This window comes from Comamonas kerstersii, from assembly GCF_002056725.1.
GTDB classification, from domain to species: Bacteria; Pseudomonadota; Gammaproteobacteria; order Burkholderiales; family Burkholderiaceae_C; genus Comamonas; species Comamonas kerstersii.
This window is the reverse complement of record NZ_CP020121.1, coordinates 1,740,229-1,766,483: the sequence shown is the minus strand read 5'-3', so window position 1 is coordinate 1,766,483 and position 26,255 is coordinate 1,740,229. Positions and strand designations below refer to the sequence as shown.

The window sequence follows — 26,255 nt, the reverse complement described above, 5'->3', positions numbered from 1 at the left end:
CGCAATAATCTTCGAAACCTCGTGAATGGCGGTATCCTGTCTGGCAAGATACCGCTCATTTCCCTTGTCCCGTGGCGGCCGGTCATCGACCGCCAGCTCGGGGTCGTTTGCGGGAGGGGGCGGAATCCTACGCTAAGGCTTTGGCCAGCGATATTCTCCGGTGAGATTGATGTGTTCCCATCCGAGCGGCGAAACATGGGCCAAGAGATCGGGCGATAGCAGCTTTCCATCGCGTTTCTGGTTTGCAACGACCTCGCCGAGCTTCATGGTGTTCCAGAAGATGATGATGGCGGCGAGCAGATTCATGCCGGCGATGCGGTAATGCTGGCCTTCGGCGGAACGGTCGCGGATTTCACCGCGGCGGTGGAAGCTGATTGCCCGCTTCAGCGCATGATGAGCTTCGCCTTTGTTGAGCCCGATCTGGGCACGCCGTTGGAGTTCGGCATCCAGAATCCAGTCGATCATGAACAGGGTGCGCTCGACGCGACCGACTTCCCGCAGGGCTGTCGCGAGCTCGTTCTGCCGCGGATAGGAGGCGAGTTTCCGCAGAATCTGGCTTGGCGCGACGGTCCCGGCAGCAATGGTGGCGGCGATGCGCAGGGTGTCGGGCCAATTGCGCTCGATCATGGCTTGGTTGACCTTTCCGCCGATCAACGCTCGCAGGTGCGCCGGGGCGGCCGACGGATTGAACGCGTAGAGCCGTTTGGATGGCAGGTCGCGGATGCGCGGAGCGAACCGGTAGCCGAGAATGGCACATGCGGCAAAGACGTGATCGGTGAAGCCGCCCGTGTCGGTGAACTGCTCGCGGATATGGCGTCCAGCATCGTTCATCAGCAGGCCATCGAGGATGTAAGGCGCTTCGCTTGCCGTTGCAGGAATCACCTGGGTTGCGAACGGCGCATATTGGTCGGAGACGTGGCTATAGGCTTTCAGGCCCGGGGTATTGCCATATTTCGCGTTGACCAGGTTCATGGCCTCACCTTGCTCTGTAGCGACGAAGAACTGTCCGTCGCTCGAAGCCGACGTGCCCATGCCCCAGAACCGGGCCATGGGTAACGCTGCCTGTGCCTCGACCACCATGGCCAGCGCCCGGTCATAGGCTTCGCCCTCGACATGCCACCGTCCAATGCGGATCAATTCCCAGAAGGTGTGGGTGTTTGTCGCATCCGCCATTTTGCGCAAGCCGAGGTTGATCCCTTCCGCCAAGATAACGTTCATTAGCCCGATCCGGTCAGCGCAGGGTGCTCCTGTGCGCAGATGGGTGAACGCTTCGGTGAAGCCGGTCGCCGCATCCACCTCCAGCAGGAGATCGGTGATGCGCGTGGGCGGGATCTGCTTGTAGAGATCGAGCACCAGATCTTCGGCGCCTGTCGGCGCGGCGGCTTCGAGTTTCTCGATATGCAGAACGCCGTTTTCAATCGACCCGCCCGGGATCGTGCCTGCGCGAGCGGCACGGCCAAGCTCGCGCAACCGCATGTCGAGGCGAGCTTGCCGGTCTGCCAGCCATTCCTCCGGCCGCAATGGCACAGCGAGACGACCGCCTTCCGCGATGGCTTGTGCCGGAACGAGTGCGTGTTTCAGATCGCCATAGCGCCGGGACCTAGTAAGCCAGACATCTCCGGAGCGGAACGCATCGCGCAGATGGAACAGCACCGCGATCTCCCATAGGCGAGCGTCGCCAGCCCTCTGGGCCCGAAGGTGGCGATGCCATTTCGAGCTGGGCCGCAAGAAGCTGGTCATCGCGGCATCGTTCAAACCGGTACGAAGGGCCGTCACCGCTTCCAGAAGCGGCAGTGCAACGGGCGCAGCTCGCAGATCGAGCAGGCGCAACATGCGTGGAGCGTATCGGCGGAAGCGGTGATAACCGTCGAGCACATGGTTGAGCGGATCGTCGGCCATGGTGGCGGTGAGCCTGGTTGCCATTGCAACAAGGGTTTTGAAGCCGTCCCACCCTGATCCGCTCGCGATGACGTCGCCCAGCGGCTGGCCATCATCCTGTGCATCGACCAGGGCGCCCCCGATCTCGGCGAAGGATTTCAGGGTGTCACGCACCACCCCCGCTTCGTCTGCGACCTTTGCATGGCAAATACGCTCCGAAGCACGGTAGAGACGGCCGACGATCCGGTCGTGGGTTTCGACCACTGCGTCGGCCAACATCGCCTGCCATTCCGAGACGCAAACAGCCAAGATCGCAAGCCGCCTGTCCTCCGGGAGATCGCGCATGCCGTCGGCATAATACCGTTCACCCTGCCTGCGCAGACGAGTCACCCGATGGGCAGGAACGCCGGCAAGCAGATCCTCGGGGAGATCGACGCGTTGCAGATATTCGAGCCGGTCGAGCAGCCGGTTGGCCGACGAAGAGTTCGAGCCAGGCTCGAACTGGCGCAGCCACACAAAACGGGTCACCCGATCATCAGCCGTCTCCTCGAGCAATGCCAGCAACTGTTCTCGGATCGACATAGGCAGACGAATGGCGATCCTCGTCTCGATGCGTCGCTCGGCATCGACGAGAGCCGCGGCACAAAGCCGCTCGATCGTGGATGTCGCGGGAAGGACAGTGCGGGTGCGTCGGCACTCGGCTACGAAGCGACGGGCGATATCCTCGTTCGACACCGCCATCTCGGCTTCTCGGAACAACCATTCCTTCAGCTCGCTCGCACCACGTCCGGAGAAGGTGCGGAAGCCGTAGAGCCCCCGTAACTCGGCAAGATGCTCGTGCCGTGTTTCCTCGCGGGCAGCATAGTCTACGAGATCGTCGGCACCCAGGCCAAGCTGCGCTCCGATAAATTCGATGACCTCTGCAGGGATCAGTTCGCCTGGAGCCAGCACCCGGCCGGGATAGCGCAGGACACACAATTGCAGGGCGAAGCCGAACCTGTTGTGAGCGCGCCGACGCAGCCTGATATGCCCAAGGTCTTCATCACTCAGCGTATAGTGCTTGAGCAAATCCGTCTGTGAAGTCGGCAAGCGCAACAGCGCGTCTTTCTGCCGATCGGTTAGAGTGACGCGACGCGGCATACATGTTCCTTTTTCAAAATCTGATAGCGTTCAAGACGCTTTGTTTATGAAGCTGGTTGAGATACATTTCCAGAGGTCAATGCAATCGTGGCCGAAGCGCCGCCTCAAACCAACGTTTGTGATACATGCTGATCGGATATGCCCGCGTCTCCAAAGCCGATGGCTCGCAGTCTCTCGACCTGCAGCACGACACCTTGCGCGCCGCAGGTGTCGAACGGGACAATATCTATGATGATCTTGCTTCCGGCGGTCGTGATGATCGCCCTGGCTTGACTGCCTGCCTCAAGTCATTGCGTGACGGCGATGTGCTGGTGGTCTGGAAGCTCGATCGCCTCGGACGATCGCTTGCCCATCTGGTCAACACGGTGAAGGAGCTGTCAGACCGCAAGATCGGCCTGCGGGTTCTGACTGGAAAGGGCGCTCAGATCGACACCACGACTGCGTCCGGTCGCATGGTGTTCGGAATCTTCGCCACCTTGGCCGAGTTCGAGCGGGATCTGATCCGAGAGCGCACCATGGCGGGTCTCGCCTCCGCGAGAGCGCGCGGTCGCAAGGGCGGACGAAAATTCGCGCTCACCAAAGCTCAGGTGCGTCTCGCGCAAGCCGCCATGGCCCAGCGCGATACTTCAGTTTCCGATCTCTGCAAGGAACTCGGCATCGAGCGCGTCACTCTCTACCGATATGTCGGTCCCAAAGGCGAGCTCAGAGACCATGGAAAGCATGTTCTCGGACTTACGTCGCAACTCGTTTCTTTTCGCAAGTTGAGCCACCTCCGCGCTTCATCAGAAAACTGAAGGAACCTCCATTGAATCGAACTAATATTTTTTTTGGTGAATCGCATTCTGACTGGTTGCCTGTCAGAGGCGGAGAATCTGGTGATTTTGTTTTTCGACGTGGTGACGGGCATGCCTTCGCGAAAATCGCACCTGCTTCCCGCCGCGGTGAGCTCGCTGGAGAGCGTGACCGCCTCATTTGGCTCAAAGGTCGAGGTGTGGCTTGCCCCGAGGTCATCAACTGGCAGGAGGAACAGGAGGGTGCATGCTTGGTGATAACGGCAATTCCGGGAGTACCGGCGGCTGATCTGTCTGGAGCGGATTTGCTCAAAGCGTGGCCGTCAATGGGGCAGCAACTTGGCGCTGTTCACAGCCTATCGGTTGATCAATGTCCGTTTGAGCGCAGGCTGTCGCGAATGTTCGGACGCGCCGTTGATGTGGTGTCCCGCAATGCCGTCAATCCCGACTTCTTACCGGACGAGGACAAGAGTACGCCGCAGCTCGATCTTTTGGCTCGTGTCGAACGAGAGCTACCGGTGCGGCTCGACCAAGAGCGCACCGATATGGTTGTTTGCCATGGTGATCCCTGCATGCCGAACTTCATGGTGGACCCTAAAACTCTTCAATGCACGGGTCTGATCGACCTTGGGCGGCTCGGAACAGCAGATCGCTATGCCGATTTGGCACTCATGATTGCTAACGCCGAAGAGAACTGGGCAGCGCCAGATGAAGCAGAGCGCGCCTTCGCTGTCCTATTCAATGTATTGGGGATCGAAGCCCCCGACCGCGAACGCCTTGCCTTCTATCTGCGATTGGACCCTCTGACTTGGGGTTGATGTTCATGCCGCCTGTTTTTCCTGCTCATTGGCACGTTTCGCAACCTGTTCTCATTGCGGACACCTTTTCCAGCCTCGTTTGGAAAGTTTCATTGCCAGACGGGACTCCTGCAATCGTCAAGGGATTGAAACCTATAGAAGACATTGCTGATGAACTGCGCGGGGCCGACTATCTGGTATGGCGCAATGGGAGGGGAGCAGTCCGGTTGCTCGGTCGTGAGAACAATCTGATGTTGCTCGAATATGCCGGGGAGCGAATGCTCTCTCACATCGTTGCCGAGCACGGCGACTACCAGGCGACCGAAATTGCAGCGGAACTAATGGCGAAGCTGTATGCCGCATCTGAGGAACCCCTGCCTTCTGCCCTTCTCCCGATCCGGGATCGCTTTGCAGCTTTGTTTCAGCGGGCGCGCGATGATCAAAACGCAGGTTGTCAAACTGACTACGTCCACGCGGCGATTATAGCCGATCAAATGATGAGCAATGCCTCGGAACTGCGTGGGCTACATGGCGATCTGCATCATGAAAACATCATGTTCTCCAGTCGCGGCTGGCTGGTGATAGATCCCGTCGGTCTGGTCGGTGAAGTGGGCTTTGGCGCCGCCAATATGTTCTACGATCCGGCTGACAGAGACGACCTTTGTCTCGATCCTAGACGCATTGCACAGATGGCGGACGCATTCTCTCGTGCGCTGGACGTCGATCCGCGTCGCCTGCTCGACCAGGCGTACGCTTATGGGTGCCTTTCCGCAGCTTGGAACGCGGATGGAGAAGAGGAGCAACGCGATCTAGCTATCGCGGCCGCGATCAAGCAGGTGCGACAGACGTCATACTAGATATCAAGCGACTTCTCCTATCCCCTGGGAACACATCAATCTCACCGGAGAATATCGCTGGCCAAAGCCTTAGCGTAGGATTCCGCCCCTTCCCGCAAACGACCCCGACCCGCGCCACGGCCCACGAGCGGACGCCGCAGCAGGAGCGCCAGAAGGCCGCCAGAGAGGCCGAGCGCGGCCGTGAGGCTTGGACGCTAGGGCAGGGCATGAAAAAGCCCGTAGCGGGCTGCTACGGGCGTCTGACGCGGTGGAAAGGGGGAGGGGATGTTGTCTACATGGCTCTGCTGTAGTGAGTGGGTTGCGCTCCGGCAGCGGTCCTGATCAATCGTCACCCTTTCTCGGTCCTTCAACGTTCCTGACAACGAGCCTCCTTTTCGCCAATCCATCGACAATCACCGCGAGTCCCTGCTCGAACGCTGCGTCCGGACCGGCTTCGTCGAAGGCGTCTATCGCGGCCCGCAACAGCGGCGAGAGCGGAGCCTGTTCAACGGTGCCGCCGCGCTCGCCGGCATCGCTGTCGCCGGCCTGCTCCTCAAGCACGGCCCCAACAGTGAAGTAGCTGATTGTCATCAGCGCATTGACGGCGTCCCCGGCCGAAAAACCCGCCTCGCAGAGGAAGCGAAGCTGCGCGTCGGCCGTTTCCATCTGCGGTGCGCCCGGTCGCGTGCCGGCATGGATGCGCGCGCCATCGCGGTAGGCGAGCAGCGCCTGCCTGAAGCTGCGGGCATTCCCGATCAGAAATGAGCGCCAGTCGTCGTCGGCTCTCGGCACCGAATGCGTATGATTCTCCGCCAGCATGGCTTCGGCCAGTGCGTCGAGCAGCGCCCGCTTGTTCCTGAAGTGCCAGTAAAGCGCCGGCTGCTGAACCCCCAACCGTTCCGCCAGTTTGCGTGTCGTCAGACCGTCTACGCCGACCTCGTTCAACAGGTCCAGGGCGGCACGGATCACTGTATTCGGCTGCAACTTTGTCATGCTTGACACTTTATCACTGATAAACATAATATGTCCACCAACTTATCAGTGATAAAGAATCCGCGCGTTCAATCGGACCAGCGGAGGCTGGTCCGGAGGCCAGACGTGAAACCCAACAGACCCCTGATCGTAATTCTGAGCACTGTCGCGCTCGACGCTGTCGGCATCGGCCTGATTATGCCGGTGCTGCCGGGCCTCCTGCGCGATCTGGTTCACTCGAACGACGTCACCGCCCACTATGGCATTCTGCTGGCGCTGTATGCGTTGATGCAATTTGCCTGCGCACCTGTGCTGGGCGCGCTGTCGGATCGTTTCGGGCGGCGGCCGGTCTTGCTCGTCTCGCTGGCCGGCGCTGCTGTCGACTACGCCATCATGGCGACGGCGCCTTTCCTTTGGGTTCTCTATATCGGGCGGATCGTGGCCGGCATCACCGGGGCGACTGGGGCGGTAGCCGGCGCTTATATTGCCGATATCACTGATGGCGATGAGCGCGCGCGGCACTTCGGCTTCATGAGCGCCTGTTTCGGGTTCGGGATGGTCGCGGGACCTGTGCTCGGTGGGCTGATGGGCGGTTTCTCCCCCCACGCTCCGTTCTTCGCCGCGGCAGCCTTGAACGGCCTCAATTTCCTGACGGGCTGTTTCCTTTTGCCGGAGTCGCACAAAGGCGAACGCCGGCCGTTACGCCGGGAGGCTCTCAACCCGCTCGCTTCGTTCCGGTGGGCCCGGGGCATGACCGTCGTCGCCGCCCTGATGGCGGTCTTCTTCATCATGCAACTTGTCGGACAGGTGCCGGCCGCGCTTTGGGTCATTTTCGGCGAGGATCGCTTTCACTGGGACGCGACCACGATCGGCATTTCGCTTGCCGCATTTGGCATTCTGCATTCACTCGCCCAGGCAATGATCACCGGCCCTGTAGCCGCCCGGCTCGGCGAAAGGCGGGCACTCATGCTCGGAATGATTGCCGACGGCACAGGCTACATCCTGCTTGCCTTCGCGACACGGGGATGGATGGCGTTCCCGATCATGGTCCTGCTTGCTTCGGGTGGCATCGGAATGCCGGCGCTGCAAGCAATGTTGTCCAGGCAGGTGGATGAGGAACGTCAGGGGCAGCTGCAAGGCTCACTGGCGGCGCTCACCAGCCTGACCTCGATCGTCGGACCCCTCCTCTTCACGGCGATCTATGCGGCTTCTATAACAACGTGGAACGGGTGGGCATGGATTGCAGGCGCTGCCCTCTACTTGCTCTGCCTGCCGGCGCTGCGTCGCGGGCTTTGGAGCGGCGCAGGGCAACGAGCCGATCGCTGATAGAGGTTTATAGCGGCTTCGTTCCCTTCCGCAACCGTCAGCATGATCTGCTCCACATGCTCGCGGCCATAGTCTATCACCGCCCGCAGCAGCATACCGGCGACCCCTCGGCCTCGCTGTTGGTATACGCCCAAGCATATACCCCTCATTCCATATCTACACCTGTACCCCATGGGCTGGCCGTATAGAATCAATCACCGGGCCCAAGTTTTTGTGGTCCGGTTTTTTTTTGGCCAAAATCTGCCAAGCCTGAAACCGGCAACAAGCCAAGCGCCTTTCTGTTGAAAAAAAATGGAGGTGGGTGAGATTCCCACCCATGACCTTTTCTGGAGCTTGGAACATCATGGAAATCTTCGACTACGACAACATTCTGCTGCTGCCCCGCAAGTGCCGTGTGGAAAGCCGTTCTGAATGTGACACCAGCGTCGAGCTGGGTGGCCGTACCTTCAAGCTGCCTGTCGTACCTGCCAACATGAAGACGGTGTTGGATGAGAAGATCTGCACTTTCCTGGCCGAAAACGGCTACTTCTATGTGATGCACCGTTTCGACATCGACAACGTGGCATTCACCAAGGAAATGCAAGCCAAGGGCTTGTTCGCCTCGATCTCGCTGGGCGTGAAGCAACCCGACTACGACACCGTAGACCGCTTTGTGGCCGAAGGCATCTGCCCTGAATACATCACCATCGACATCGCCCACGGCCATGCCGACAGCGTGCGCAACATGATCCAGTACCTGAAGGCCAAGATCCCTGCGGCCTTCGTCATCGCCGGCAATGTGGGCACGCCCGAAGCCGTGATCGATCTGGAAAACTGGGGCGCAGACGCCACCAAGGTGGGCATTGGCCCCGGCAAGGTGTGCATTACCAAGCTCAAGACTGGCTTTGGCACGGGCGGCTGGCAGCTGTCGGCCCTGAAGTGGTGTGCCCGCGTGGCGACCAAGCCCATCATTGCCGACGGCGGCATCCGCAGCCATGGCGACATTGCCAAGAGCATCCGCTTTGGCGCCACCATGGTGATGATTGGTTCGCTGTTTGCTGGCCATGAAGAGTCTCCCGGCAAGACCGTGGAAGTGGACGGCCAGCTGTACAAGGAGTACTACGGCTCGGCTTCGGACTTCAACAAGGGCGAATACAAGCACGTGGAAGGCAAGCGCATTCTGGAACCCGTCAAGGGCAAGCTGGCCGATACGCTGATCGAAATGCAGCAGGACGTGCAGTCTTCCATCAGCTACTCCGGTGGCAAGAAGCTCATGGACATCCGCAAGGTCAACTACGTCATCCTCGGCGGTGACAATGCTGGCGAACATCTGCTGATGTAATTCAGCGGCACGGTTTGTCAACTTAGAGCAGGCTGCCCTTGAGGCAGCCTTTTTTACGCCTGCTGCCCAGAGAAAGTTCCACAAAGCTGTGTAAAGCTATGCAAACAAAATGCAAGCTCGAGCAACAGTTTGTAGCTATGGCGAACTTCATATCGAAAGCAAGTACTAACCCTATGTAAGTACATTTCCCTTTGATTGGAGTTCCTACATGAAGAAAAAAATCATCGCTTCGCTGCCTTTGATCGCGATGGCTTCCACCGGTGCCGTGTTTGCACAGTCGTCCGTCAACCTCTACGGTAATCTGGACGAAGCTGTGACCGTGATCGATGGCAAGAAGACATGGTCGGGTCTGAACTCCGGCGGCAGCTCTGACAGCTACTTCGGTCTGCGCGGTCAGGAAGATCTGGGCAACGGCCTGAAGGCCCAGTTTGTGCTGGAATCCGGCATCAATGCTGACACTGGCACTGGCGAAAACGGCAGCGGCCTGGATTTCAAGCGCCGCGCTACCGTGGGCGTGCTGGGGAACTTCGGTGAAGTCCACCTGGGCCGTGACGAAACTGCTGCCTACAAGGCCATGGATCGCTACGACGTGTTCAACCACGCCGGCATTGGCGGCTCGCGCGCCTGGACGCTGCATAACGACCGTGACGACGAGCGCAAGGACAACATGATTGCCTACGTCTCGCCCAACTTCGGCGGTCTGACGTTTGCAGCCAACTACGCCTTTGGTGAGCAGGGCAACAGCACCTGGAAGACCAAGGCCTACTACAACGCGGCCGTGTCCTATGAGAACGGCCCATGGTCGGCTGCTTTTGCCGCTGAGCAGCAAAACAACATCGACTATGGCACCAGCGACATCCGCCAGCGCGCTTACTCGCTGGGTGGTTCCTATGACTTTGGGGTAGCCAAGGTGGCTGCGGCCTATCGCCAGGCCAATAACCAGCCTGCCGGCCAGTCTGACTACAAGGACAAGACTTACACCCTGGGTGCCTCCGCTCCCGTGGGCGCAGCAGGTCTGGTGAAAGCCTCGTACAACCGCTACGAGTACCACACCCCAGGCGCTGCCACCGAGTTCAAGGCGGACCAGATTGCGCTGGGCTACGAGCACAACCTGTCCAAGCGCACTGCGCTGTACGGTACCTACTCATACCTGAAGAACAAGAATGGCGGCACCATGAGCCTGGTGGCTGACGCTGGCGCTACCCCTGATGACAACGGCAAGCAGCATGGCGTGCAGATTGGTCTGCGCCACGCTTTCTAAGGTCGGTTGACCTCCTGGTGGGGAAAGGAGCCTTTCACAAGGCTCCTTTTTCTCGCCTGTCACAGCCAGCTCCACTTCGGTCGTGCTGGCTGTTTTTCTGCTGGGTGCGATCGCCATGCTGGGCGCTTGCCGCAGACATAAAAAAAGGAGCTTTTTCAAGCTCCTTTTTCATGGGCAAGAGGCCAGTGCTTAGACGGCAGAGCCCTGGTAATGCATGACCTGTGCCTGCGTATTGCGCATCCACTGGGGCAGCAGAGAACCGAACACCATACCCGTGGTCGCACCAATCAGACCTGCCAGCTGCTGCGGGAAGGCATCCGACCAGCCGGGCACGATGATGAACAGCAGCCAGGTCCCCAGGCCCATGACCACGGCAGCAATAGCGCCCTGGGTGGTTGCGCCCTTCCAGTACAGACCAAACACCAGTGGAATGAACGCACCCACCAGCGGCACCTGATAGGCGCCAGAAACCATTTCATAGATGGAGCTGTCCTGCATGGTGATGGCGTAGACCAGCACGCACAGCGTGAATACCACCACAGAAATACGCATAGCCTTCAGGGTTTGCGCATCGGTCAAGCCAGGCTTGAAGTTACGCAGAATGTTTTCCACAAACGAGGTAGAAGGCGCCAGCATGGTGGCAGAAGCAGTCGAGGTAATGGCAGACAGCAGCGCACCAAAGAAGGCAATCTGCACGGCAAAAGGCATGCGCTCCATGACCAGCGTAGGCAGAATCTTCTGGGGGTCATCGTCCATCAGCGCCGCCGTCACTTCAGGCATGACCAGCACTGCCGCTGTCACCGTGAACATGGGGATAAACGCAAACAGAATGTAGAGCGCACCGCCAATGATGGGGCCCAGACGCGCCACATTGCTGTCCTTGGAAGACATCACGCGCTGGAACACGTCCTGCTGCGGGATGGAACCCAACATCATGGTGATGGCCGAGGCAATGAAGAACAGCCAGGTCTTGCTATCCGCATCCTTGGGCAGGAACTGCATCTTGCCTTCGGTCACGGCGTAGTCGATCACCTTGTCGGCACCGCCAGCCAGATCGGCAGCGAACCAGGCAATCACGATCAGGCCGCCGCAGATCACCACCATCTGGATCAGATCGGTCAGCGCGACCGACCACATGCCACCAAACAAGGTGTAGATCAGCACGATGAAGGTACCCAGAATCATGCCCTGCGTGATGGACAGCCCGCCAGCGGTGAGCATGTTGAACACAATGCCCAGCGCAGCGATTTGCGCCGCCACCCAGCCCAGATAGCTGAAGATGATGATGAAGGAGCACAGCATCTCCACCGCCTTGCCATAGCGCAGGCGGTAGTAGTCACCGATGGTGATCAGGTTCTTCTTGTAGAGCTTGTAGGCAAAGAACAGGCCCACCAGGATCAGACAGAACCCCGCGCCGAACGGGTCTTCCACCACACCGCCCAGCCCTTCCTGCACAAACTGCGCAGACACCCCCAGCACCAGTTCCGATCCGAACCAGGTCGCGAACGTGGTCGCCACCACGATGTACAGCGGCAGGTTACGGCCTGCCACGGCGTAGTCCGCCGTATTGTTTACGCGACGCGCTGCGTACAGTCCAATGGCGACAGACACCAGCAGGTACACGGCGATAAAGGTAATCAGCATGGTTGCTGCCCCTCCGGAGATGAAAAAAGTGTGAATGGAAAAAAATTGAGGCGCGATTATGGACACGTCACAGCGCCTGCATGGAAAAAAATGCGGCGCTGTCTGCTTCAGGCCACAAAAATAACAGAGCACCTAGCGCAAGCACTGCCTTACTTTGAAAGCGAAAACTCACTCAAAGTAAGGAAGTACAAGCGCTAGGCGCTCTCTTTATTGATACGCCAGCCCCTTGCTGAACGCCAGGGCTGCAGGCCAAATCCTCAGAAAAACCTTATGTGAGCAAGGATTTGCATCGCCAGCATGCCGAATACAAAACCCAGCCCACCATAGACCAGCCCCTGCAGCAGACGATTGGTGCGCCGCTGCTCACGCAGCAGCTCTTGTACCACCTGCTGGTCCGAAGTGTTTTTCTGCTGCAGAAACTGATGCACCAGACGTGGCAGTTCAGGAATGAGCTTGGCATAGCGCGGCGCTTCTTCGCGCAGCTCATGCCAGAAGCGCTGCGGCCCCATCTGCTCGAGCATCCACTTTTCCAGAAACGGCTTGGCCGTGCTCCACAGGTCCAGATTGGGGTCGAGCTGACGGCCCAGGCCTTCGATGTTGAGCAGGGTCTTTTGCAGCAGCACCAGCTGCGGCTGAATTTCCACCTGAAAGCGGCGTGAGGTCTGGAACAGGCGCATCAGCACCATGCCCAGCGAAATCTCGGCCAGCGGGCGGTCAAAGTAAGGCTCACAGACGGCACGAATGGCGGCCTCCAGCTCTTCCACACGCGTGGTAGAGGGTACCCAGCCACTTTCAATGTGCAGGGCTGCCACGCGCTTGTAGTCGCGACGGAAAAACGCCAGGAAGTTCTGCGCCAGATATTCCTTGTCAAATTCCGTCAGCGTGCCAACGATGCCAAAGTCCAGCGAGATATAGCGGCCAAAGCTCTCTGGCTCCAGGCTCACCATGATGTTGCCCGGGTGCATGTCGGCGTGGAAAAAGCCGTCACGGAAGACCTGGGTGAAGAACAGCGTCACACCATCGCGGGCCAGCTGCGGAATGTCCACCCCTGCTTCGCGCAGACGCTCGACCTGGCTGATGGGCACGCCCTTCATGCGCTCCATGACCATGACTTCGGCATGGCAGTAGTCCCAGAAGATCTCCGGGATCAGCACCAGGTCCAGCCCTTCCATGTTGCGGCGCAGCTGCGCTGCGTTCGAGGCTTCGCGGATCAGGTCCAGCTCATCGTGCAGGTAGTTGTCAAACTCTGCCACCACCTGGCGGGGCTTGAGGCGCTTGCCATCGTGCGAGAGCTTTTCTACCCAGCCCGCCATCATGTGCATGAGGGCCAGATCCTTGTCGATCACGTTCTTCATGCCGGGGCGCAGCACCTTCACGGCCACTTCCCGCTCGTTACCCTCGCGGTCACGGATCACGGCAAAGTGCACCTGCGCAATCGATGCACTGGCTACGGGCGTGCGGTCAAAATGCACAAAGACTTCATCGACCGGGCGGCGGAAGTTGCGCTCAATGGTGTCAATGGCAATCTGGGTGTCAAACGGCGGCACACGGTCCTGCAGCCGCGCCAGCTCTGCGGCCACATCCGGCGGCAGCAAGTCGCTGCGCGTAGACAGCACCTGGCCAAACTTGACGAAGATGGGGCCCAGCTGCTCCAGCGCTTCGCGCAGGCGCTGACCACGCGGTGCATCGAGCTTGCGACCAATGGTCAGCACGCGGCGCAAGGCGTTCAGCGTAGGGTGCTTGAAGCTGGAGAGCACCAGCTCATCCAGCCCGTAGCGCAGCACCACCCAGACAATGGTGAAGCCTCGAAAGAAGCGGCTCATGGCTGCAGACGATCTGTGTCGCTGGCAGGTTTACGACCGCCGACGAACTGACGCACAGCACCGGCCACCGTACGGCCCATGCTGGCAATGGTGTGGGCTGGCACGTCACCGACGATGCGGGCCAGGTCTTCTTCCACATCCCACTCCACGTTGTCGACCAGCCAGTTGATGTCTGCGGCCAGCTGCACATCACCCTCTATGCGCAGCGAGGGCTTGTCGCCACGCAGCGCCAGCTGTGCCAGGGCCAGCGGATTGCTGTCCATGATTTCCAGCTGCAGGTCGGGCTGTGCACCTTCTGCCGCCAGATTCAGCAGACCAGCAGGAGTGATGACCAGCGCCATGTCGAAGTTGCGCCACTGCACGCGTGCCACACGCCCCTTCTGACGCACCAGCCGCTCCATGGCTTCACGCTCCTGCATCAACACATGGTTGAGAAACAGGACGATGCGCTGTTGGGTTTCGTGGACAAACCAGCCTGGTGGCTGTACAGCCTGCGCTGCACGTTCAACCAAACCGTTCAGAAATGAAAAAGGGGACTGTGATGCCATAGTCCCCTGATTATTCCTGAAGTCGAGCGTTTATTAACCTAAAGCCTGTAAACCCGCTACCAGCCACCCGGTGGAGTTGTCCTTGGGCTTGGTCATGTTCCACACTTCACGGAAGGGATTGGGGCCTGCAGAGGGCTCCTCGCGGATGAGGCCAGAGAATTCCACACTGGCCATGTAGGCATTGCCCAGGTCTTCGATACCCAGCAGCTTGCCATCAATCATGACCACATCGGTCTGGTTAGGCTGGCCCTGGCTTTCCGCCTCACGCGCTTCCAGCTGCTGGCGAATTTCAGCCAGCATTTCGTCCGTCATCATGGCGCGCAGGGTATTCACATCGCCCTTGTCCCATGCTGCCTGCAGGGTGATGAAGTTGCGCTTGGCAGCCTCCACAAAGCCATTGGCGTCAAAGTCTGCGGGCACATCCCAGTGCGACGCAGTATCTGCGCCCAGCGAAGCGCCAATCATGGAACCGCTGGCAGCGCCAGGGATTTGCTCCCAGGGACGTGCCGATGCGTCGTTACCGACTTTCTCGGGCTTGTACTGAGGAGGAGTTACCACGCGGTCTGTGGAGGCCTCTGCACCTGCACCCTGGAAGGCGAAGGGCGAAGCTGCTGCGGCAGCAGGCTTTTTCTGGCTGCGGGCACGCATGATCATGCCGACCACCACCATGATGACCAAGGCCAGCAGGCCAAACATCAGCATGTTGGCAAAGGCTTCACCAAAGCCCAGTGCATTGGCCAGCCAGGCCAGGCCCAGACCCGCCGCCAGGCCGCCGAGCATGGCACCCCAGGGCTTCTTGGCAGGCGCAGCTGCAGGAGCAGCGGGTTTGGCTGCAGCATTGTTTTGCTGCGCATTTTGCTGTTGAGCAGGACGGGCAGGCGCTGCAGGTGGTGTTGCCTGGCGCTGCGTCACATTGCTGGACTGTTTGCCTATGGAGCTGCCACTGCCCATACGCCTAGCTTCTGCCAGAGGATGCATGACGACCAAAGCCGCCGCCAATGTCAAAACCCACACCTTTTTCATCGCTTGATCTCCAACTCAATTACAACAATCTTGACCTAGCCAAATCCCACAAACACTGTTTGCATGCGTCACACCTCAACTGCTTAGCACTTGATACCTACATGCAGCGCCACAATGCCGGCTGACATGTTGTGATAGTCCACGTGGCCAAAGCCTGCTTCCTGCATCATGGCCTTGAGCGCTTCCTGGCCAGGGTGCATGCGAATGGATTCGGCCAGATAGCGGTAGCTGTCAGGGTCACCCGCCACCATCGAACCCATTTTGGGCAGGATGTTGAAGGAGTACCAGTCGTAAGCCTTTTCCAGCGGCTTGGCTACCTTGGAAAACTCCAGCACCAGCAGCTTGCCACCGGGCTTGAGCACACGGTTCATTTCCTTGAGTGCCACATCCTTGTGCGTCATATTGCGCAGACCGAAAGCCACACTCACCAGATTGAAGTGGTTGTCGGGGAAGGGCAGCTTTTCGGCATCGCACACCAGTGTGGGCAGCACAATGCCTTTGTTGATCAGACGATCACGGCCCACGCGCAGCATGGCCTCGTTGATGTCGGTGTGCACCACGGTGCCGCTGGTGCCGACCTTCTTGGAAAAGGCCATGGACAGGTCACCCGTGCCACCGGCGATATCCAGCACCTGGTCGCCTTCCTTGAGGTTGGCCACCATGACGGTGTAAGCCTTCCAGGCGCGGTGCAAACCGGCCGACATCAGGTCGTTCATGACGTCGTACTTGGAGGCCACGGAATCAAACACACCGCGTACGCGTTTGGCTTTTTCGCTTTCGTCGACCGTCTGGAATCCAAAGTGTGTGCTGCTCATAAGCTTCAAATGTAAACAGAGCGCAGCGCTGTCACCAGCGACAACCCCGCAGGAACGCAGGGCATACCGACTCTGCAATCAAAATTTTTTAGCAGGCAAAGCAGCCTCGAATATGCTTTGCAAGCTACGTTAAATATAGCACCCAGCACTGCCATGCCCCAACACTGGGATTTCAGCTGTGACAGCAATACATCAGTGCAGATAGCCAAGACCTCACGCAGCGCAACCAAGCGCTGCGCTGTGTGGGCAGTGCTTAGCTGCCGCAGCCGCAGGAGCCACTGCCGCAACCACCGCCGCTGCTGCCTGTGCCGCAGCTGCCACCAGCCTTTTCGGGCATGGGCGTGTCACGGTCTACGCCGGCTGCCTGCAGGCGTGCGAAATAGTCGTTCCACAGCGCATCCTGCTTGCTGCCCAGTTCGTACAGGTAGTTCCAGGTGTAGAGGCCGCTTTCGTGGCCATCGCTGAAGAAGGGCTTGATGGCGTAGTTACCAACCTGCTCGATGTTGACGATGGTCACATCGCGTTTGCCGGTCTGCAGCACTTCCTGGCCCGGGCCATGGCCCTGCACTTCAGCAGAGGGCGAGTACACGCGCATCAGCTCAAAGGGGATGCGAAAGGTCTGTCCGTCGGAGTAGCCGATTTCCAGCACACGAGAAGCCTCGTGCACCGTCAGCGACTGGGGGATGGGCATATCTGCCATAGTGGGGATTACCTAGAAAACAATAGCTGCCAGCGCTGGTATTTCCTTGATTTCAGATAAAAAACACTCTGAAACCCAGGAAAGATCAGCGCAAGCAGCTCATATTTTTAAGACCAGCGTACCAGAGCCTGGGCAATGGCAGCGTCCGTGGCGACAAGCGCTTGCTCCAATTGTGCTTCGCGTTGCAAATCGCGTTCACGCAAGGGGTTTGCCCAGACGGAGGCCGGGAAGTGGCTGTCCCAGTCATAGCGGGCAATCACGTGCCAGTGCAGGTGCGGCACCATATTGCCCAGCGCCGCCAGATTGATCTTGGTCGGCTGCAGCTGCGCGCGGATGACGCGCTCCACCTCAGCCACCACCGCCATGCAGGTGTTGCGATCGTGCTCAGACAGGTCCGACAGCTCGGCCACATGCGCATTCCAGATCACGCGATAAAAGGCAGGAAAGCCCGCCTCCTGCGCACGGATCACGCGCAGCTGCTGGCCCTGCCAGACGGACAGACCGCCCGCCTCGCGGCACAGCACGCAATCTGCGTTGTGGTCCAGAGCCATTACAGCAGCACCCGCTCAATGCCGCCCTGGTTGGCGCGCTGCACGTATTCGGGCAGCCAGTTTTCACCCAGGATCTGCTTGGCCATCTCGACCACGATGTAGTCGGCCTCCAGCAGGCCGTTTTGCAGGTCATTGCCGTAGCGGCTCAGGCCTTGCAGGCAGCTGGGGCAGCTGGTCAGGATCTTGACGTTGTCCTTTTCGCCCACGGCGCCCTTGGCGCGCAATTCGGCTTCACCCTTGCGCAGTTCGCCTTCCTTGCGGAAGCGGATCTGCGTGGAGATGTCAGGACGTGTCACGCCCAATGTGCCGGACTCACCGCAGCAGCGGTCGCTCTTGAGCACCTGATCGCCCACCAGGGCCTTGACAGTCTTCATGGGGTCCTGCAGCTTCATGGGGCTGTGACAGGGGTCGTGGTACAGATAGCCTCCCTGACCTTCTGGCAAGGTGATGCCCTTTTCCAGCAGGAACTCATGGATGTCGATGATGCGGCAACCCGGGAAGATCTTGTCGAAGTGGTAACCCTGCAGCTGGTCATAGCAGGTACCGCAGCTCACGACCACGGTCTTGATGTCCAGGTAGTTCAGCGTCGTGGCTACGCGGTGGAAGAGCACACGGTTGTCCGTGATCATCTTGTCCGCCACGTCGTACTGGCCCGAGCCGCGCTGGGGGTAGCCGCAGCACAGATAACCCGGAGGCAGCACTGTCTGTACACCCGCATGCCACAGCATGGCCTGCGTAGCCAGACCCACCTGGCTGTACAGGCGCTCAGAGCCGCAGCCGGGGAAATAGAACACCGCTTCCGTATCCGCATGGGTGGACTGCGGGTTGCGGATGATGGGCACGTAGTCCTTGTTCTCGATATCCAGCAGTGCACGCGCCGTCTTGCTGGGCAGACCACCGGGCAGCTTTTTGTTCACGAAGTGAATCACCTGCTCCTTGATCGGAGGCTTGCCCACGGTGGCAGGAGGACGCTTCATCTGGGGCTTGGCCACGGCGTGCAGCAGGTCCGACGCCAGGCGCTGTGCCTTGAAGCCCACGCCCACCATGCCCTTGCGCAGCAGGTTGATGGTGTCGGGGTTCGTGGCGTTGAGCATGGCCATGGCCATCTTGTTGCCGGGGTTGAAGCTCTTCTTGCCCATCTTGCGCAGCAGGTTGCGCATGTTCATGGTCACATCGCCAAAGTCGATCTTGACCGGGCAAGGCGTGAAGCACTTGTGGCAGACGGTGCAGTGGTCGGCCACGTCTTCAAACTCCTGCCAGTGCTTGATGGACACACCACGGCGTGTCTGCTCTTCGTACAGGAAGGCCTCAACCAGCAGCGAGGTGGCCAGAATCTTGTTACGGGGCGAATACAGCATGTTCGCGCCGGGCACGTGCGTGTTGCACACGGGCTTGCACTTGCCGCAGCGCAGGCAGTCCTTGACGGAGTTGGCAATCTCGCCAATGTCCGACTGCTGCATGATCAGCGATTCATAGCCCATCAGGCCAAACGATGGCGTGTAGGCATTGGTCAGGTCGGCATACATCAGCGCTTCGCGGGGCGACTCGGCTGGCACCAGACCATTCTTTTCACGAATCAGCTTGCCGCGGTTGAAGCGGCCGTGGGGGTCCACGCGCTTTTTGTAGTCCGCAAAGGGCTGCAGCTCTTCGTCGCTCAGGAATTCCAGCTTGGTAATGCCAATGCCGTGCTCACCCGAGATCACACCATCCAGACTGCGCGCCAGTTCCATGATACGCGCCACGGTTTCGTGGGCCGTCTGCAGCATCTCGTAGTCGTCGGAGTTGACGGGGATGTTGGTGTGCACATTGCCGTCACCGGCGTGCATGTGCAGCGCCACCCACACGCGGCCCTTGAGCACGCGTTGGTGGATATTCACCACTTCCGCCAGGATGGGCTTGAAGGCCTCACCGCTGAAGATCTGCGCCAGCGGCTGGCGAATCTGCGTCTTCCAGCTGGCGCGCAGGCTGTGGTCCTGCAGCTGCGGGAACAGGGTGGCCACATCGGCCAGCCAGCCCGCCCACTGGGCGCGCACATCACGGATCAGGTCCATGGCCTGGTGCACGCGGTCTTCCAGCAGCTCGGCCGAAGGAATTTCAGCCGCGCCATCCTGCTTGCCCAGCGGCAGATTGTTCTTCTCAAAGAATTCCAGCAGGGCATCGCACAGCTTGAGCTTGTTGCGCAGGCTCAGCTCGATGTTGATGCGCTCGATGCCATCCGTGTACTCCCACATGCGGGGCAGCGGAATCACCACGTCTTCATTGATCTTGAAGGCATTGGTGTGGCGCGAGATCGCTGCCGTGCGCTTGCGGTCCAGCCAGAACTTCTTGCGAGCTTCTGCGCTGATGGCCACAAAGCCTTCGCCGTTGCGCGAATTGGCAATGCGCACCACTTCGCTGGTCACGCGCGCCACTTCGTCGGCGTTATCGCCCACGATGTCGCCAATCAGCACCATCTTGGGCAGGCCGCCATTGCCCTTCTTGGACTTGGTGGCATAACCCACGGCCTTCAGATAGCGGTCATCCAGGTGCTCAAGGCCCGCCAGCAGCACGCCGCTGCGCTTTTGCTCCTCGAACATGTAGTCCTTGATTTCCACGATCGAAGGCACGGCATCCTTGGCGTTGCCAAAGAACTCCATGCACACGGTGCGGGTGTGCTCAGGCATGCGGTGCACCACCCAGCGTGCGCTGGTGATGAGGCCGTCTGTGCCTTCTTTCTGCACACCGGGCAGACCGGACAGGAACTTGTCGGTCACGTCCTTGCCCAGGCCTTCCTTGCGGAACTTGTGGCCGGGAATGTCCAGACGTTCCGTGCGCAGCAACTGCTTGCCCGAAGCATCGAAATACTTCAGCTCAAAGCTGGCCATCTCGGCGTCGTGAATCTTGCCGAGGTTGTGGCCCACGCGCACCACCTCCAGCCATTCGGCATCAGGTGTCACCATGCGCCAGCTGGCCAGGTTGTCCAGAGCGGTACCCCACAGCACGGCCTTCTTGCCGCCGGCATTCATGGCGATATTGCCGCCAATGCAGGATGCCTCGATCGAGGTGGGGTCCACGGCAAACACAAAGCCTGCGCGCTCTGCAGCCTCGGCCACGCGCTGCGTGACCACGCCAGCCTCGGTCCAGACCGTAGGCACGGCCTTGTCCACGCCGGGTAGCTGCACCATTTCCACTTCGGTAATGGCCTGCAGCTTTTCGGTATTGATGACCACCGAGCGCCAGGTCAGCGGAATGGCACCGCCGGTGTAGCCTGTGCCACCCCCTCGGGGAATGATGGTCAGACCCAGCTCGATACAACCCTTGACCAGGCCGGCCATCTCGGCTTCGGTATCAGGGGTCAGTACGACGAAGGGGTATTCCACGCGCCAGTCGGTCGCGTCCGTCACATGGCTGACGCGCGAGAGGCCGTCGAACTTGATGTTGTCCTTGTGGGTGAGCTTGCCCAGCGTCTTGCGCACACGCTGGCGCAGCTCGGCCGCTTCCTCGAACATGCGGTCAAACTCACGCACGGCGCGGTTGGCGGCTTCAATCAGCTGGCCGACCAGCTGGTCGCGGTGCGGGTCTTCCTGGGGAATGCGGCGCTTTTGCACTTCCGCCATGCGGTGCTGCAAGGCTTCGACCAGCAGCTTGCGGCGGTCGGGGTTGTGCAGCAGGTCATCCTGCAGGTAGGGGTTGCGCTGCACCACCCACATATCGCCCAGCACTTCGTAGAGCATGCGGGCAGAGCGGCCGGTCTGGCGCTCCTGACGCAACTGGTTGAGCACATCCCAAGCGGATGAGCCCAACAAACGGATCACGATTTCCCTGTCGGAAAACGATGTGTAGTTGTACGGGATCTCTCGGAGTCGGGCAGGTTCGGCAACCTTGGCTTCAAGCATTGCCTGCTCAATCGGTGCATTCATGGATATAGACCGGGTTAGGCGCGGAGGGCGCACCGTAAGTCATGGGGATGATGATTTTATGCCAGCCCCTCTGGCGCGCAGACGGAGCATCCAGAGAGACCTGACATCGCAATGCGCAAAATCGTTTTGCTATGGTTTTGTTCTCTTTTCGCCACTACGCAGAATCCACAATTTCGCGCAACAAATAACAAAAAAGAAAAAGAATCCCATCGCCATTGATTCGTTTTTTTTCGTTCCTTCTAGAATGAATGGACTGTCCAAGGTCCATATCGCATGCGCAAAACATGCCGTGGCTGGCGGCCATCCGCACTCGTTTTCCCGAGGCAGATGTCATTCATGTCATAAAACTGACACATCCATCTATAGGATGCAAACACCCGTTCCACACGTAGAGGAGTCTTTCCATGCAATTCAAGCGAATCGCCCTGGCTGCAGCACTGGCTGCAACCACTGCCGGTGCTGCCAACGCTGCTACTGAAATTCAGTGGTGGCATTCCATGACCGCCGTGAACAACGAGTGGGTCAATGATCTGGCCAAACAGTTCAACGAAAGCCAAAGCGAATACAAGATCGTCCCCACCTTCAAGGGTGCCTACGACGAGTCCATGACCGCCGCCATCGCTGCCTTCCGCTCTGGCAACGCTCCCCACATCCTGCAGGTGTTTGAAGTGGGCACCGCCACCATGATGGCCTCCAAGGGTGCGACCGTGCCTGTGGGCAAGGTCATGTCTGACGCTGGCGCCAAGTTCGATCCCAGCGCCTACATCCCTGCCGTGGCTGGTTACTACACCGCCCCCAACGGCCAGATGCTGAGCTTCCCCTTCAACAGCTCCACCACCGTCTTCTACTACAACAAGGACGCCTTCAAGAAGGCAGGTCTGGACCCCGAAAAGGCTCCCAAGACATGGCCTGAAGTGTTTGCTGCAGCCAAGAAGCTCAAGGAATCCGGCCACAGCTGCCCCATGACACTGGGCTGGCAGGGCTGGACCCAGCTGGAGTCTTTCTCTGCCTGGCATAACGTAGAGTTCGCCACCCACCAGAATGGTCTGGGCCAGGACGGCCACAAGGCACGCCTGAAGATCAACTCGCCCCTGCACGTCAAGCACATCGACAACCTGGCCCAGGCAGCCAAGAACGGCGAGTTTGTGTACAAGGGCCGTGGCTCTACCGCACAGGCTTCCTTTGTGGCTGGCGAGTGCGCCATGATCCAGACATCGTCCGGCTTCTACGGTGACGTGTCCAAGAACGCCAAGTTTGCCTACGGCCTGGCACCTCTGCCCTACTACGATGACGTGTCTGGCGCTCCTCAGAACACCGTGATCGGCGGCGCTTCGCTGTGGGTGATGTCTGGCAAGAAGCCCGAAGAGTACAAGGGCGTGGCCAAGTTCTTCGAATTCCTGTCTCAGCCTGAAATCCAGGCCGCTTCGCACCAGCGCACCGGCTACCTGCCTGTGACCATGGAAGCCTTCAAGATGACGGAAGACTCCGGCTTCTACAAGAAGAACCCCGGCACCGACGTCGCTGTGAACCAGATGGTCCGCAAGGTGACCGACAACTCGCGCGGCATCCGCCTGGGCAACTATGTGCAGATCCGTACCATCGAGGATGAAGAACTCGAACAGGTATGGGCAGGCAAGAAAACTTCGCAGGAAGCTCTGGACAGCATCGTCAAGCGTGGTAACGAGCTGCTGGCTCGCTTCGAACGCGCTAACGCGGGCAAGTAATCCGCTTCAGCAGAAGGGCTAATACCCTTCTGAGTTACACGGTACAGGGGCTGCGCACTTGGCGCAGCCCCTGTCTGCTAGGCACAATACGCGCACATTCGCTGAGACATAGTGTTTCGCCTCTTTTCGTTTTGACGCGATTTGTCGCAAAACACCATGCGATGACTTTCACTCCGCCCCCGAGGTCACTCACCCCGGTGGTTTTTTATTTTGTGATCCATCATGGAAAAACGCGTACTTTTCCGCTCCGGATGGCTACCTTGGGTGCTGATTGCGCCCCAGCTGCTCATCATCGGCATCTTCTTTTTCTGGCCTGCCGGCCAAGCCGTGCTCCAGTCTTTCCAAATGGAAGATGCGTTCGGCCTGTCGACCGAATGGGTCGGACTGGACAACTTCCGCAACCTGCTGGATGACCCGAGCTATCTGACCTCCTTCCAGCGCACTGCCGTGTTCTCCGTGCTGGTCGCAGGTGCCGGGATTGCAATTTCTCTGGTGCTGGCCATTTTTGCAGACCGCATCGTGCGCTTTGCCATGGTGTACAAGACGCTGCTGATCGTGCCCTACGCGGTGGCACCCGTGATCGCAGGTGTGCTGTGGGTGTTCATCTTCTCGCCTTCGATTGGCGTGGCGACCTACTACCTGGGCAAGCTGGGCTACGACTGGAACTACCTGATGAATGACAACCAGGCCATGGCGCTGGTGGTGATTGCATCGGTGTGGAAGCAGATCTCCTACAACTTCCTGTTCTTCCTGGCGGGCCTGCAGTCGATTCCCAAGGCCCTGATCGAAGCTGCTTCGATTGACGGTGCTGGCCCATGGCGCCGCTTCTGGAACATCCAGCTGCCGCTGCTGTCGCCCACGACCTTCTTCCTGCTGGTGATCAACATCGTCTACGCCTTCTTTGACACCTTCGGCATCATCGATGCGGCGACCCAGGGTGGCCCCGGCCAGTCGACCTCGATTCTGGTCTACAAGGTGTACCAGGACGGCTTCAGAGGCCTGGACCTTGGCAGCTCCGCCGCCCAGTCCGTGATCCTGATGTTTATCGTGGTGGTGCTCACTGTGATCCAGTTCCGCTACGTCGAGAAGAAAGTGCAGTACTGATCATGGTTGACCGTAATCCCTGGCTCAATATCCTGTCCCACGCCGTACTGATCATCGGCGTGGCCATCGTGGCCTTCCCGCTGTATCTGGCGCTGATTGCTTCCACGCACACGGCCGATGCCGTGGTGCAGTCGCCCATGCCGCTGCTGCCTGGCGCTGAAATGTGGGAGAACTACAAGGCAGCGCTCTTTGGCTCCGGCAAGCTGGGCTCCAACACCAACGTCGTGCACATGATGTGGGTGAGCTTTGTGGTGGCCATTGTCATCACCGTGGGCAAGATCGCGATCTCGCTGCTGTCGGCGTTTGCCATCGTGTACTTCCGCTTTCCCTTCAAGATGCTGTGCTTCTGGGCCATCTTCCTGACGCTGATGCTGCCCGTGGAAGTGCGTATCCTGCCTACCTACAAGGTGGTGGCGGATCTGGGCCTGCTCAACAGCTATGCGGGTCTGACCCTGCCCCTGATCGCTTCGGCGACCGCCACCTTCCTGTTCCGCCAGTTCTTCCTGACGGTGCCGGATGAGCTGGTGGAAGCCGCCCGCATTGACGGTGCTGGCCCCATGCGCTTCTTCAAGGACATTCTGGTGCCCCTGTCCAAGACCTCGATCGCGGCGCTGTTCGTGATCCAGTTCATCTATGGCTGGAACCAGTACCTGTGGCCCCTGCTCATGACCACTTCGGAAGACATGTACCCCGTGGTGATCGGCATCAAGCGCATGCTGGCCGGTGGTGAAGCAGCGGTGGACTGGAACATTGTGATGGCAACTGCCATTTTGGCTATGCTGCCTCCCACGGCAGTGGTGATCCTGATGCAAAAGTGGTTCGTCAAAGGCTTGGTGGATACCGAGAAGTAACCCCCACGGCCACATCCTCCCGCTTTTGACCAATTACTAGATACGAACGAGATACTGTTATGGCATCCATCTCCTTAAATAACATCGTTAAGCGCTACGGCACAGGCAAGACCGCTGTCCCCGTGATTCACGGCATCAACGTCGAAATCAAAGACGGCGAATTCGTGGTGCTCGTGGGCCCCTCGGGCTGCGGCAAATCCACGCTGCTGCGCATGATTGCTGGCCTGGAAGAAATCACCGGCGGCGACCTGCTGATCGGCGACAAGCGCGTCAACGATCTGGAACCTGCCAAGCGCAACATCGCCATGGTGTTCCAGAACTACGCGCTCTACCCCCACATGACCAACTACGAGAACATGGCCTATGGCCTGAAGCTCGCCAAGGTCCCTGAAGACGAAATCAAGCGCCGCGTGGACAAAGCCGCCAAGATTCTGGAACTGAGCCATCTGCTCGAGCGCACTCCGCGCCAGCTGTCTGGTGGTCAGCGCCAGCGCGTGGCCATGGGCCGTGCCATCGTGCGCCAGCCCCAGGTGTTCCTGTTTGACGAACCCCTGTCCAACCTGGATGCCAAGCTGCGTGGCCAGACCCGTCTGGAAATTCAGAAGCTGCACGCAGAACTGGGCATTACCTCCATCTTCGTGACCCACGACCAGGTGGAAGCCATGACGCTGGCACAGCGCATGGTGGTGATGAATGGCGGCCATGTGGAGCAATTCGGTACCCCCGAAGAGGTCTACCACACCCCTGCTTCGACCTTTGTGGCCAGCTTCATCGGCTCGCCCCCCATGAACCTGCTCAAGAACTCCCCCAGTGGCAAGCCCGGTCTGATTCTGGGCATCCGCCCCGAGCACATCGACCTGGTCGAAACCGGTGGCGTGGCATTCCGCGTGGAAACCGTGGAACTGCTGGGTGCCGAGCGCCTGCTGTACGGCAAGGTGGGCGACGAAAGCGTGACCGTGCGCGTGGAAGAAGGCAAGCCTTATCCCAAGCCCGGCGAGACTGCGCAGATCTGGGCCCGTCAGGATCGTCTGCACTGGTTTGACGCTGAAACCGGCAAGCGCGTGTAAGTTGGATGTGTCTACGCTGCTGCATACTTCGTTGCTCAGCCTTGCCGTAGCGCTGCTACTGTCTGCGGCTGAGCGCCTCGTCTGGACCGCTTCGCTGCACCGTAGACCCCTCCTTAGCGCATAGAAATCCCAAGCGCCCCAGCTTTGCTGGCGGCGCTTTTTTCATGACTGCATCATTGATCAC

The 26,255-nt window shown here is 59.4% G+C and carries 21 protein-coding genes; 10 read left to right on the top strand and 11 right to left on the bottom strand.

Going from position 1 to position 26,255, the window contains the following annotated elements; genetic code table 11:
* Positions 1-132: 132 nt before the first annotated feature.
* Entirely contained in the window at positions 133-3,018 is a 2,886-nt protein-coding gene (locus B5M06_RS08250; protein ID WP_006473469.1) for a Tn3 family transposase, read from the bottom strand.
* A 125-nt stretch (positions 3,019-3,143) separates the two neighbouring features.
* Here B5M06_RS08250 and B5M06_RS08245 point away from each other — a divergent pair, with 125 nt between their 5' ends.
* Genes B5M06_RS08245 through B5M06_RS08235 form a run of 3 tightly spaced genes read left to right on the top strand, consistent with a single transcriptional unit; the run spans position 3,144 to position 5,463 of the window.
* Positions 3,144-3,812: a recombinase family protein gene (locus B5M06_RS08245; RefSeq protein ID WP_023434504.1), complete on the top strand. Its 669-nt coding sequence runs from the start codon at positions 3,144-3,146 to the stop codon at positions 3,810-3,812.
* Positions 3,813-3,823: 11 nt separating this feature from the next.
* Complete coding sequence (aph(3'')-Ib, locus tag B5M06_RS08240) at positions 3,824-4,627, top strand: aminoglycoside O-phosphotransferase APH(3'')-Ib (RefSeq protein ID WP_001082319.1); 804 nt, start codon at positions 3,824-3,826, stop codon at positions 4,625-4,627.
* A complete protein-coding gene (locus tag B5M06_RS08235; RefSeq protein ID WP_000480968.1) occupies positions 4,627-5,463 on the top strand; it encodes an aminoglycoside O-phosphotransferase APH(6)-Id in 837 nt (278 codons plus the stop codon). Before aph(3'')-Ib ends, B5M06_RS08235 begins: the two co-directional genes overlap by 1 nt.
* A gap of 321 nt (positions 5,464-5,784) precedes the next feature.
* On the opposite strand, the gene tetR(A) is transcribed toward B5M06_RS08235, so the two are convergent.
* Entirely contained in the window at positions 5,785-6,435 is a 651-nt protein-coding gene (tetR(A), locus tag B5M06_RS08225) for a tetracycline resistance transcriptional repressor TetR(A) (protein WP_000164043.1), read from the bottom strand.
* A gap of 105 nt (positions 6,436-6,540) precedes the next feature.
* Here tetR(A) and tet(A) point away from each other — a divergent pair, with 105 nt between their 5' ends.
* On the top strand, positions 6,541-7,740 hold the full coding sequence (gene tet(A) / locus B5M06_RS08220; protein WP_000804064.1) for a tetracycline efflux MFS transporter Tet(A): 1,200 nt from the start codon (positions 6,541-6,543) through the stop codon (positions 7,738-7,740).
* Here the strand turns inward: tet(A) and B5M06_RS08215 are convergent.
* Complete coding sequence (locus B5M06_RS08215; protein ID WP_240184021.1) at positions 7,671-7,835, bottom strand: GNAT family N-acetyltransferase; 165 nt, start codon at positions 7,833-7,835, stop codon at positions 7,671-7,673. The genes tet(A) and B5M06_RS08215 overlap by 70 nt on opposite strands.
* A 248-nt stretch (positions 7,836-8,083) precedes the next feature.
* Here B5M06_RS08215 and B5M06_RS08210 point away from each other — a divergent pair, with 248 nt between their 5' ends.
* Both B5M06_RS08210 and B5M06_RS08205 read left to right on the top strand, forming a co-directional pair.
* Entirely contained in the window at positions 8,084-9,061 is a 978-nt protein-coding gene (locus B5M06_RS08210; RefSeq protein ID WP_054067420.1) for a GMP reductase, read from the top strand.
* A 208-nt stretch (positions 9,062-9,269) separates the two neighbouring features.
* A complete protein-coding gene (locus B5M06_RS08205) occupies positions 9,270-10,322 on the top strand; it encodes a porin (RefSeq protein WP_054067410.1) in 1,053 nt (350 codons plus the stop codon).
* A 189-nt stretch (positions 10,323-10,511) separates the two neighbouring features.
* Here the strand turns inward: B5M06_RS08205 and B5M06_RS08200 are convergent, their stop codons facing one another.
* The 8 genes from B5M06_RS08200 to B5M06_RS08165 form a co-directional block, all read right to left on the bottom strand.
* Complete coding sequence (locus B5M06_RS08200; RefSeq protein WP_054067409.1) at positions 10,512-11,966, bottom strand: high affinity choline transporter 1; 1,455 nt, start codon at positions 11,964-11,966, stop codon at positions 10,512-10,514.
* Between the two features lie 257 nt (positions 11,967-12,223).
* Positions 12,224-13,789, bottom strand: a complete 1,566-nt coding sequence (gene ubiB, locus B5M06_RS08195) for a ubiquinone biosynthesis regulatory protein kinase UbiB (protein ID WP_054067408.1) — start codon at positions 13,787-13,789, stop codon at positions 12,224-12,226.
* Positions 13,786-14,337 carry a ubiquinone biosynthesis accessory factor UbiJ gene (locus tag B5M06_RS08190; protein ID WP_054067407.1) on the bottom strand — a complete coding sequence of 184 codons (552 nt, stop codon included), beginning with the start codon at positions 14,335-14,337 and terminating at the stop codon, positions 13,786-13,788. Before B5M06_RS08190 ends, ubiB begins: the two co-directional genes overlap by 4 nt.
* A gap of 33 nt (positions 14,338-14,370) precedes the next feature.
* Positions 14,371-15,360, bottom strand: coding sequence for a Tim44 domain-containing protein (locus tag B5M06_RS08185; RefSeq protein WP_054067406.1), 990 nt, complete (start codon positions 15,358-15,360; stop codon positions 14,371-14,373).
* Between the two features lie 83 nt (positions 15,361-15,443).
* Positions 15,444-16,175 carry a bifunctional demethylmenaquinone methyltransferase/2-methoxy-6-polyprenyl-1,4-benzoquinol methylase UbiE gene (gene ubiE / locus B5M06_RS08180; RefSeq protein WP_054067405.1) on the bottom strand — a complete coding sequence of 244 codons (732 nt, stop codon included), beginning with the start codon at positions 16,173-16,175 and terminating at the stop codon, positions 15,444-15,446.
* 253 nt (positions 16,176-16,428) lie between these two features.
* On the bottom strand, positions 16,429-16,875 hold the full coding sequence (locus B5M06_RS08175; RefSeq protein WP_054067404.1) for a gamma-butyrobetaine hydroxylase family protein: 447 nt from the start codon (positions 16,873-16,875) through the stop codon (positions 16,429-16,431).
* A 107-nt stretch (positions 16,876-16,982) separates the two neighbouring features.
* Positions 16,983-17,426: an HIT family protein gene (locus B5M06_RS08170; protein ID WP_054067403.1), complete on the bottom strand. Its 444-nt coding sequence runs from the start codon at positions 17,424-17,426 to the stop codon at positions 16,983-16,985.
* Complete coding sequence (locus tag B5M06_RS08165; protein WP_054067402.1) at positions 17,426-21,325, bottom strand: DUF3683 domain-containing protein; 3,900 nt, start codon at positions 21,323-21,325, stop codon at positions 17,426-17,428. Before B5M06_RS08165 ends, B5M06_RS08170 begins: the two co-directional genes overlap by 1 nt.
* Before the next feature lie 404 nt (positions 21,326-21,729).
* Between B5M06_RS08165 and ugpB the strand changes: the two genes are divergently transcribed.
* The 4 genes from ugpB to B5M06_RS08145 all read left to right on the top strand — a co-directional run bounded on the left by ugpB (position 21,730) and on the right by B5M06_RS08145 (position 26,071).
* On the top strand, positions 21,730-23,049 hold the full coding sequence (ugpB, locus tag B5M06_RS08160) for a sn-glycerol-3-phosphate ABC transporter substrate-binding protein UgpB (protein WP_054067401.1): 1,320 nt from the start codon (positions 21,730-21,732) through the stop codon (positions 23,047-23,049).
* 222 nt (positions 23,050-23,271) lie between these two features.
* Complete coding sequence (ugpA, locus tag B5M06_RS08155) at positions 23,272-24,153, top strand: sn-glycerol-3-phosphate ABC transporter permease UgpA (RefSeq protein ID WP_054067400.1); 882 nt, start codon at positions 23,272-23,274, stop codon at positions 24,151-24,153.
* 2 nt (positions 24,154-24,155) lie between these two features.
* Positions 24,156-25,004, top strand: coding sequence for a sn-glycerol-3-phosphate ABC transporter permease UgpE (gene ugpE, locus B5M06_RS08150; protein WP_054067399.1), 849 nt, complete (start codon positions 24,156-24,158; stop codon positions 25,002-25,004).
* 59 nt (positions 25,005-25,063) lie between these two features.
* Positions 25,064-26,071, top strand: coding sequence for a sn-glycerol-3-phosphate import ATP-binding protein UgpC (locus B5M06_RS08145; RefSeq protein WP_054067398.1), 1,008 nt, complete (start codon positions 25,064-25,066; stop codon positions 26,069-26,071).
* The last annotated feature ends 184 nt before the right edge of the window (positions 26,072-26,255 follow it).

What these genes read in the sequence shown, in the direction of transcription:
- B5M06_RS08165 (WP_054067402.1), bottom strand. Translation starts at nt 21,325, where the DNA reads ATGAATGCACCGATTGAGCAGGCAATGCTTGAAGCCAAGGTTGCCGAA.
- ugpB (WP_054067401.1), top strand. Translation starts at nt 21,730, where the DNA reads ATGCAATTCAAGCGAATCGCCCTGGCTGCAGCACTGGCTGCAACCACT.
- B5M06_RS08175 (WP_054067404.1), bottom strand. Translation starts at nt 16,875, where the DNA reads ATGGCAGATATGCCCATCCCCCAGTCGCTGACGGTGCACGAGGCTTCT.
- B5M06_RS08245 (WP_023434504.1), top strand. Translation starts at nt 3,144, where the DNA reads ATGCTGATCGGATATGCCCGCGTCTCCAAAGCCGATGGCTCGCAGTCT.
- B5M06_RS08170 (WP_054067403.1), bottom strand. Translation starts at nt 17,426, where the DNA reads ATGGCTCTGGACCACAACGCAGATTGCGTGCTGTGCCGCGAGGCGGGC.
- ubiE (WP_054067405.1), bottom strand. Translation starts at nt 16,175, where the DNA reads ATGAGCAGCACACACTTTGGATTCCAGACGGTCGACGAAAGCGAAAAA.
- ugpA (WP_054067400.1), top strand. Translation starts at nt 23,272, where the DNA reads ATGGAAAAACGCGTACTTTTCCGCTCCGGATGGCTACCTTGGGTGCTG.
- B5M06_RS08205 (WP_054067410.1), top strand. Translation starts at nt 9,270, where the DNA reads ATGAAGAAAAAAATCATCGCTTCGCTGCCTTTGATCGCGATGGCTTCC.
- B5M06_RS08210 (WP_054067420.1), top strand. Translation starts at nt 8,084, where the DNA reads ATGGAAATCTTCGACTACGACAACATTCTGCTGCTGCCCCGCAAGTGC.
- B5M06_RS08250 (WP_006473469.1), bottom strand. Translation starts at nt 3,018, where the DNA reads ATGCCGCGTCGCGTCACTCTAACCGATCGGCAGAAAGACGCGCTGTTG.
- B5M06_RS08235 (WP_000480968.1), top strand. Translation starts at nt 4,627, where the DNA reads ATGTTCATGCCGCCTGTTTTTCCTGCTCATTGGCACGTTTCGCAACCT.
- B5M06_RS08190 (WP_054067407.1), bottom strand. Translation starts at nt 14,337, where the DNA reads ATGGCATCACAGTCCCCTTTTTCATTTCTGAACGGTTTGGTTGAACGT.
- B5M06_RS08185 (WP_054067406.1), bottom strand. Translation starts at nt 15,360, where the DNA reads ATGAAAAAGGTGTGGGTTTTGACATTGGCGGCGGCTTTGGTCGTCATG.
- B5M06_RS08200 (WP_054067409.1), bottom strand. Translation starts at nt 11,966, where the DNA reads ATGCTGATTACCTTTATCGCCGTGTACCTGCTGGTGTCTGTCGCCATT.
- ugpE (WP_054067399.1), top strand. Translation starts at nt 24,156, where the DNA reads ATGGTTGACCGTAATCCCTGGCTCAATATCCTGTCCCACGCCGTACTG.
- B5M06_RS08215 (WP_240184021.1), bottom strand. Translation starts at nt 7,835, where the DNA reads ATGCTGCTGCGGGCGGTGATAGACTATGGCCGCGAGCATGTGGAGCAG.
- B5M06_RS08145 (WP_054067398.1), top strand. Translation starts at nt 25,064, where the DNA reads ATGGCATCCATCTCCTTAAATAACATCGTTAAGCGCTACGGCACAGGC.
- ubiB (WP_054067408.1), bottom strand. Translation starts at nt 13,789, where the DNA reads ATGAGCCGCTTCTTTCGAGGCTTCACCATTGTCTGGGTGGTGCTGCGC.